This window comes from Paenibacillus sp. BT-177, assembly GCF_025846815.2.
Taxonomy (GTDB): Bacteria; Bacillota; Bacilli; order Paenibacillales; family Paenibacillaceae; genus Paenibacillus; species Paenibacillus polymyxa_C.
In genome coordinates this window covers 1-5,970 of record NZ_JAOYTP010000023.1, presented here as the reverse complement: position 1 = coordinate 5,970, position 5,970 = coordinate 1, and the positions used below count along the sequence as shown (strand labels likewise).

The 5,970-nt window shown below is 45.4% G+C and carries 4 protein-coding genes and 19 tRNA genes; 3 read left to right on the top strand and 20 right to left on the bottom strand.

Going from position 1 to position 5,970, the window contains the following annotated elements; all coding sequences use genetic code 11:
* Positions 1-575: 575 nt before the first annotated feature.
* Positions 576-1,316: a Crp/Fnr family transcriptional regulator gene (locus OIU26_RS25735; RefSeq protein WP_264218405.1), complete on the bottom strand. Its 741-nt coding sequence runs from the start codon at positions 1,314-1,316 to the stop codon at positions 576-578.
* A 299-nt stretch (positions 1,317-1,615) separates the two neighbouring features.
* On the opposite strand from OIU26_RS25735, the gene OIU26_RS25730 reads away from it, so the two are divergent.
* The 3 genes from OIU26_RS25730 (at position 1,616) to OIU26_RS25720 (ending at position 3,956) form a co-directional block, all read left to right on the top strand.
* Positions 1,616-2,077: a GAF domain-containing protein gene (locus OIU26_RS25730; RefSeq protein ID WP_264218404.1), complete on the top strand. Its 462-nt coding sequence runs from the start codon at positions 1,616-1,618 to the stop codon at positions 2,075-2,077.
* A 129-nt stretch (positions 2,078-2,206) separates the two neighbouring features.
* Complete coding sequence (locus OIU26_RS25725; RefSeq protein ID WP_029516026.1) at positions 2,207-2,860, top strand: response regulator; 654 nt, start codon at positions 2,207-2,209, stop codon at positions 2,858-2,860.
* The gene (locus OIU26_RS25720; RefSeq protein ID WP_264218403.1) at positions 2,853-3,956 is read left to right on the top strand and encodes a PAS domain-containing protein; all 1,104 of its coding nucleotides are present in this window, start codon (positions 2,853-2,855) and stop codon (positions 3,954-3,956) included. Before OIU26_RS25725 ends, OIU26_RS25720 begins: the two co-directional genes overlap by 8 nt.
* Before the next feature lie 204 nt (positions 3,957-4,160).
* Here OIU26_RS25720 and OIU26_RS25715 read toward each other — a convergent pair.
* From OIU26_RS25715 to OIU26_RS25625, 19 genes are all read right to left on the bottom strand, one after another.
* Positions 4,161-4,231: transfer RNA gene (locus OIU26_RS25715), tRNA-Gly, on the bottom strand.
* Positions 4,232-4,240: 9 nt separating this feature from the next.
* Positions 4,241-4,314, bottom strand: a tRNA-Pro gene (locus OIU26_RS25710).
* 22 nt (positions 4,315-4,336) lie between these two features.
* Positions 4,337-4,413: transfer RNA gene (locus OIU26_RS25705), tRNA-Arg, on the bottom strand.
* A 26-nt stretch (positions 4,414-4,439) separates the two neighbouring features.
* Positions 4,440-4,510: transfer RNA gene (locus OIU26_RS25700), tRNA-Cys, on the bottom strand.
* A 10-nt stretch (positions 4,511-4,520) separates the two neighbouring features.
* A tRNA-Gly gene (locus OIU26_RS25695) sits at positions 4,521-4,595 on the bottom strand.
* Between the two features lie 6 nt (positions 4,596-4,601).
* Positions 4,602-4,689, bottom strand: a tRNA-Leu gene (locus OIU26_RS25690).
* 15 nt (positions 4,690-4,704) lie between these two features.
* A tRNA-Lys gene (locus tag OIU26_RS25685) sits at positions 4,705-4,780 on the bottom strand.
* A 4-nt stretch (positions 4,781-4,784) separates the two neighbouring features.
* Positions 4,785-4,859, bottom strand: a tRNA-Gln gene (locus tag OIU26_RS25680).
* An 18-nt stretch (positions 4,860-4,877) separates the two neighbouring features.
* Positions 4,878-4,950 (bottom strand) — tRNA-His (locus tag OIU26_RS25675).
* Between the two features lie 16 nt (positions 4,951-4,966).
* Positions 4,967-5,052: transfer RNA gene (locus OIU26_RS25670), tRNA-Tyr, on the bottom strand.
* Positions 5,053-5,056: 4 nt separating this feature from the next.
* Positions 5,057-5,132: transfer RNA gene (locus OIU26_RS25665), tRNA-Thr, on the bottom strand.
* A gap of 25 nt (positions 5,133-5,157) precedes the next feature.
* Positions 5,158-5,230: transfer RNA gene (locus OIU26_RS25660), tRNA-Phe, on the bottom strand.
* 50 nt (positions 5,231-5,280) lie between these two features.
* Positions 5,281-5,357 (bottom strand) — tRNA-Asp (locus OIU26_RS25655).
* A gap of 25 nt (positions 5,358-5,382) precedes the next feature.
* Positions 5,383-5,456 (bottom strand) — tRNA-Met (locus OIU26_RS25650).
* A 10-nt stretch (positions 5,457-5,466) separates the two neighbouring features.
* Positions 5,467-5,542: transfer RNA gene (locus tag OIU26_RS25645), tRNA-Val, on the bottom strand.
* A gap of 6 nt (positions 5,543-5,548) precedes the next feature.
* Positions 5,549-5,620, bottom strand: a tRNA-Glu gene (locus OIU26_RS25640).
* 31 nt (positions 5,621-5,651) lie between these two features.
* Positions 5,652-5,743: transfer RNA gene (locus OIU26_RS25635), tRNA-Ser, on the bottom strand.
* Between the two features lie 3 nt (positions 5,744-5,746).
* A tRNA-Met gene (locus OIU26_RS25630) sits at positions 5,747-5,820 on the bottom strand.
* Between the two features lie 34 nt (positions 5,821-5,854).
* Positions 5,855-5,930, bottom strand: a tRNA-Asn gene (locus OIU26_RS25625).
* Positions 5,931-5,970 lie beyond the last annotated feature (40 nt).

The following is a 5,970-nucleotide window of genomic DNA, read 5'->3' as shown; positions in this document are numbered from 1 at the left end:
TAGGCACGCCGCCAGCGTTCGTCCTGAGCCAGGATCAAACTCTCCATTAAAGACCAATCGAAGTTGGTTTATAGAAAGAGCGATTAGCTCATGTTGAAACTGACGAGATAAAATATCTCTTGTTTGATTTTGCGAACAAAATCAATTTACTCACTCGTTGTTCAGTTTTCAAAGATCAAATTCTTTTTCGCTGCGTTTTTCAGCAGCTATAAGATCATATCATGTTCGTTTCAAAAATGCAAGGGTTATTTTTCTCTTCTTTTCGAAGATTGTTTCGCCCTAGTTATTCTTTTTTCGAAACGGCTGTTTTGTTGTCAGCTCAAATAATATACCATTTTCAACTACAGAATACAACTTGTAATATTTTACAAGGATTCAATATCTAAATTTTATTTACTTATAGTCGACTATTTCAACATGTACTACCTTTTAAAAAAACTATATCGTTGATTTGCCGCTAAACGCATCGTCGATTTTTATGATATTTATAATACTCGTTCCTTTTATTTGCTTATTGTCAGAAGACTTACAATTAGACGGAGTCTTTTAGCCCCCGCCTAACGATGCTCATCATTTTATAACCTGCAAATCTCATGGGCACAGTGGCCATACGAAGGACAACAGCACATGGCACGCAACACCTTCAGGTCATGAATGACGATTTTTCCGTCTCTCGTATCCAAGGTTCCCTGCTCTTTTAGCGAGCTCAGCATCCGATTCACACTTTCGCGCGTTGCTCCAATCATCTCGCCCAGTTCGGAGTGACTCAGCTTCATGTTCAGTAAAATGCCATCCTTCACAGCTACACCACATGTATTACTTGCACGGATCAGTGTAGACGCTAGTGCCCCCGTTTTACCATACAACAGTAAGTCCCGAAACCGTGATTGCATAATTCGTTGCTTCATTGCCATCCACTGTATGAACTGAAGCGCCATTTCCCCATGCTTAGACAGGAGTGACTCCAGATCCTTAACAAGCACGACACCTAACTCACACACATCGGCTGTTTCTGCAGTGCAACTATACTCTTCCCCACCTATCCCACTAAACTCCCCGATTAAATCGCCTTGGTGCTGAATAGTCAGAATCAATTCTTTACCATCTTCTGTCGACTTACGGAGTTTAACATGACCCGAATGTATATAATAAAGCTGCTCCGCATCATCACCCTCTCGGAAAAGCATAACGCCTGCCTTTACCTTCTTCCAGGACATGATATCTTTTAACAGTTCAAAATGCTCTTCCGTCAGAAAAAGCTGAATCCCCGTGCGCTGCGCTTCGTCCCCAAACCGTTCCATACAAGTGGCTTGCATATTAGCGTCCTCCTCGTGTTTACCTGATACCCTTATCATAATGTTTTGATGCCTGGGTTGTTATCGGGAGAACACCTGATTTTGTACCTCCCTACTCCCTGATTTGCAGTGATAAATATCACTTCCAGGATTATCTAACGCCCCTTTTATCGCTCCTCTTCTTATTAATTACCCCGCCTAACGAAAAGTCAGTGTTTACTGAACCTATAGATCAGGGGGTTCCCTGAATTACTTTTGTACCTGTCGGAATTACAATGAATTAGAGCTACACTTTGGTTACGAAAAAGGATGTGTCTTCTATGCTAGAAATAACGGATGAAATGCGAAAAGAACTAAACCAGTTGCGAGATCATGTGTATGGAGATCTAACTGCCCTTGCATTTATGTCCAAGTCGGGGGGTAAGTTGCATTGGTATTATGCCTCCGGCAGTCGAAACAATCGCTATCGACTTATCTCTTTTAAAGTCGGACATGGGATTGCTGGGATGGCTGTTCGTTTGGGACGTACCGTGACCGTTAGCGCTCTAATATCAGGAAGCATACGTTTACGTCAAGAATGTGCGCTTATGCTGGCCGAACAGTTACATTCTGCAGTAGCCATTCCCTTCTCAAGTACAGGAGAATTGCCAAACGGTGTACTACTTCTTGGTAACCGAGATGTGAGAACATTCACCGATTCTGATGTAGCCAAGGCCACTCAAGTTGCTCATCACCTTGGCCAGCTATGTGCGCTCCCTTCTCACTCCATAATTGATAATTGATAAAATAAAATTATAAATTTAAGTCAATATGAACGCCTCATCTAACTATCTCTGTTGATTGAAATCCCTAAAATTTGCTATGATTATGATAAAACGCACGGTTTTTTCACCGTTCGAGGGGATGACTAATTGATTCGTATACTTGTAGTGGATGATCATGTTGTCGTACGTTCTGGCCTCATGGCCCTATTGGACGGCAAAAACGGTATTAAAGTAGTAGGTGATGCAGCAGACGGGGATGAAGCAATCCGCAAAGCGGTGGAGCTACAACCTCATGTCGTGCTCATGGATTTTAGTATGCCACCTGGCAAAGATGGCCTCACGGCAACCACCGAATTAAAAAAACAGTTGCCGGATACAGAAGTGCTTATTTTAACGATGCATGATGATGAGGAATATCTGTTCCGAGCCATTCAAGCCGGAGCATCTGGATATATTTTAAAAAGTGCACCTCATGAGGAATTACTCGCTGCCATCCAGTCTGTGGCCGAAGGCAGTGCCTATCTGTATCCCAATGCAACCAAACGTCTGATGAGTGAATATTTGGACAAAATCAAACAAGAGGGCATAGCCGGACCGTATGAATCCCTGTCTGAACGGGAAAAGGAGATCCTATCATGGGTAGCCAAAGGATATGCCAACAAGGAAATTGCCGAACACCTGGTGATTAGCGTCAAAACCGTAGAGTCCCACAAAAGCAACCTTATGGAGAAGCTTAACTTGAAAACACGGCCTGAGTTGGTCAAATTTGCACTGAAAAAGGGGTTGCTCCATTATGAATGAACCTTCTAACCCTTTACTGCAGCCCGCCTTTGGGGAGTCAACCGATAAACTACTGAATGGTTTGGAAATTCATATACCAGATTCTCCTTTTCTCCATGTACTGCGTAGTTCTCTCCACCAGCTATCCAATCTTAAATTTGCTCTAGATACATCTTCTATCGTTGCTCTGACCGATCATCGAGGAATTATTCAGTACGTAAACGATAAGTTCTGTGAGATTTCGCAATATAGTCGTGAAGAATTGATCGGGCAGGATCATCGTCTCATTAATTCGGGCTATCATACTCGCGCCTTCATGAAGAACCTGTGGACTACGATCCGTTCTGGTGAGGTATGGCAGGGAGAAATACGAAATCGTGCTAAAGATAACAGCTACTACTGGGTGAATACTACGATTGTTCCATTTATGGACGAGGAAGGTAAACCCTATCAGTACTTAGCGATCCGTAATGAAGTAACTAAATTAAAAAAAGTAGAGGCAGAGCTTCAGACCATGATGACGCAAGTCATGCAAATACAGGAGGAAGAGCGTAAACGCTTTTCAAGAGAGCTTCATGATGGGATTGGTCAAAGCCTGTTCTCACTTATTATTCAACTAGATAGCCAACTAGCTGAACAGCCCAGTGCTACTCTGGAAAATCTGCGTACACAGGTAACTGATATCATTAAAGATGTTCGTGGCTTAGCGTGGGAACTTCGTCCCTCAGTTCTGGATGATTTGGGTGTCGTACCGGCCCTAAGAACTTATATTGAAAACTTCTGTTCGCATTACGGAATCGAAGTGCATTTTCAATGTACTTTACGTAAACGCCTTGATATCCGAAAAGAAATAGCAATCTATAGAATTGTACAAGAAGCACTGACGAATGTGGCTAAATACGCAGATGTAGCAGAAGCATACGTTGATGTAGAGGATCAAGACGAAATAATAAAAGTAACTATTCGGGATGAGGGTATGGGCTTCTCTGGAGAATCCAAAGGAGAGGGAGTTGGATTGTTCAGCATGGAAGAACGAGCTAGAGGAGTAGGCGGCTTCATGAGCATGACTTCTGCTCCAAATCGGGGAACCTCCATCCAACTAACCATTCCAGTGTAAAATCTGTGCACTAGATCAGTTATCGGTGTATCCCCCTGCAGGAACAGGAGAGATACACCGATGGCAAGCACTAACAATAGCCATCACTTTGTGGAATCTATGGAATATAAATGTACAAAAAAAAGAGAGAGCTCTGTCCCCAGACAGGCTCTCTTTATTTATAAGGTGTCACCACTGAGGCAACAAGAATCCGCTATAGCAAAAAGCGGGTGATGGGAATCGAACCCACGCTACCAGCTTGGAAGGCTGGAGTTCTACCATTGAACTACACCCGCAAATCAGTATCGGGATGACACGATTTGAACATGCGACCCCCTGGTCCCAAACCAGGTGCTCTACCAAGCTGAGCTACATCCCGACATTATACATTTTTTAAGAAATGGCGCGCCCTGAGAGATTCGAACTCCCGGCCTTTTGATTCGTAGTCAAACGCTCTATCCAGCTGAGCTAAGGGCGCATATTAAATTCCATAATGAGCAGTTAAGGCGCCACCCAGATTTGAACTGGGGATGAAGCTTTTGCAGAGCTTTGCCTTACCACTTGGCTATGGCGCCGTATGGATAATGGAGCGGACGACGGGAATCGAACCCGCGACCCTCGCCTTGGCAAGGCGATGCTCTACCGCTGAGCCACGTCCGCAAAATATGGTGCGGTCGAGAGGACTCGAACCTCCACGGGGGGTTAGCCCACACGGACCTGAACCGTGCGCGTCTGCCAATTCCGCCACGACCGCAAAATAATTTATAAATGGTGAGCCATGAAGGACTCGAACCTTCGACACCCTGATTAAAAGTCAGGTGCTCTACCAACTGAGCTAATGGCTCTTAATGGCTGGGGATATAGGATTTGAACCTATGCATGACGGAGTCAAAGTCCGTTGCCTTACCGCTTGGCTAATCCCCATTAAATTAAGAATCAAAGGGCGGCCGATGGGGCTTGAACCCACGAATGCCGGAGTCACAGTCCGGTGCGTTAACCACTTCGCCACGACCGCCATATGATTATAAAACTGGTGGAGGATGATGGATTCGAACCACCGAACCCGTAAGGGAGCAGATTTACAGTCTGATGCGTTTGGCCACTTCGCTAATCCTCCAAAATGGTGCCGGCGAGAGGACTTGAACCCCCAACCTACTGATTACAAGTCAGTTGCTCTACCAATTGAGCTACACCGGCACATTACCAATTCCCACTTGAAAGGTGGCTCGGGACGGAATCGAACCGCCGACACGAGGATTTTCAGTCCTCTGCTCTACCGACTGAGCTACCGAGCCATATTTAATTTTATAACTATACCATATAGTTCGTACTATATGCATTTAAATGGCGGAACTGACGGGATTCGAACCCGCGATCTCCTGCGTGACAGGCAGGCATGTTAGGCCTCTACACCACAGTTCCAGAGGCATTTCCAATAGGAAATTAATTGCGGGGGCAGGATTTGAACCTACGACCTTCGGGTTATGAGCCCGACGAGCTACCGAACTGCTCCACCCCGCGATATAAAATATGGTGGAGGCTGAGGGGATCGAACCCCCGACCCTCTGCTTGTAAGGCAGATGCTCTCCCAGCTGAGCTAAGCCTCCAAATTATGACCCGTAGGGGATTCGAACCCCTGTTACCTCCGTGAAAGGGAGGTGTCTTAACCCCTTGACCAACGGGCCTTACAAAATGAATTCTGATTTAATAAATTTATGGCGGAGAGAGAGGGATTCGAACCCTCGCACCACTTTCGCAGTCTAACCCCTTAGCAGAGGGTCCCCTTATAGCCACTTGGGTATCTCTCCGAGTAGCGGCAGAGGGGATCGAACCCCCGACCTCACGGGTATGAACCGTACGCTCTAGCCAGCTGAGCTACGCCGCCACCTTATATATAAAATTCAGAAGTATTAAAAATATGGCTCCCCGAACAGGACTCGAACCTGTGACAACTCGATTAACAGTCGAGTGCTCTACCAACTGAGCTATCAGGGAATATTGGTGGAGCCAAGGGGGATCGAACCCCTGACCTCCT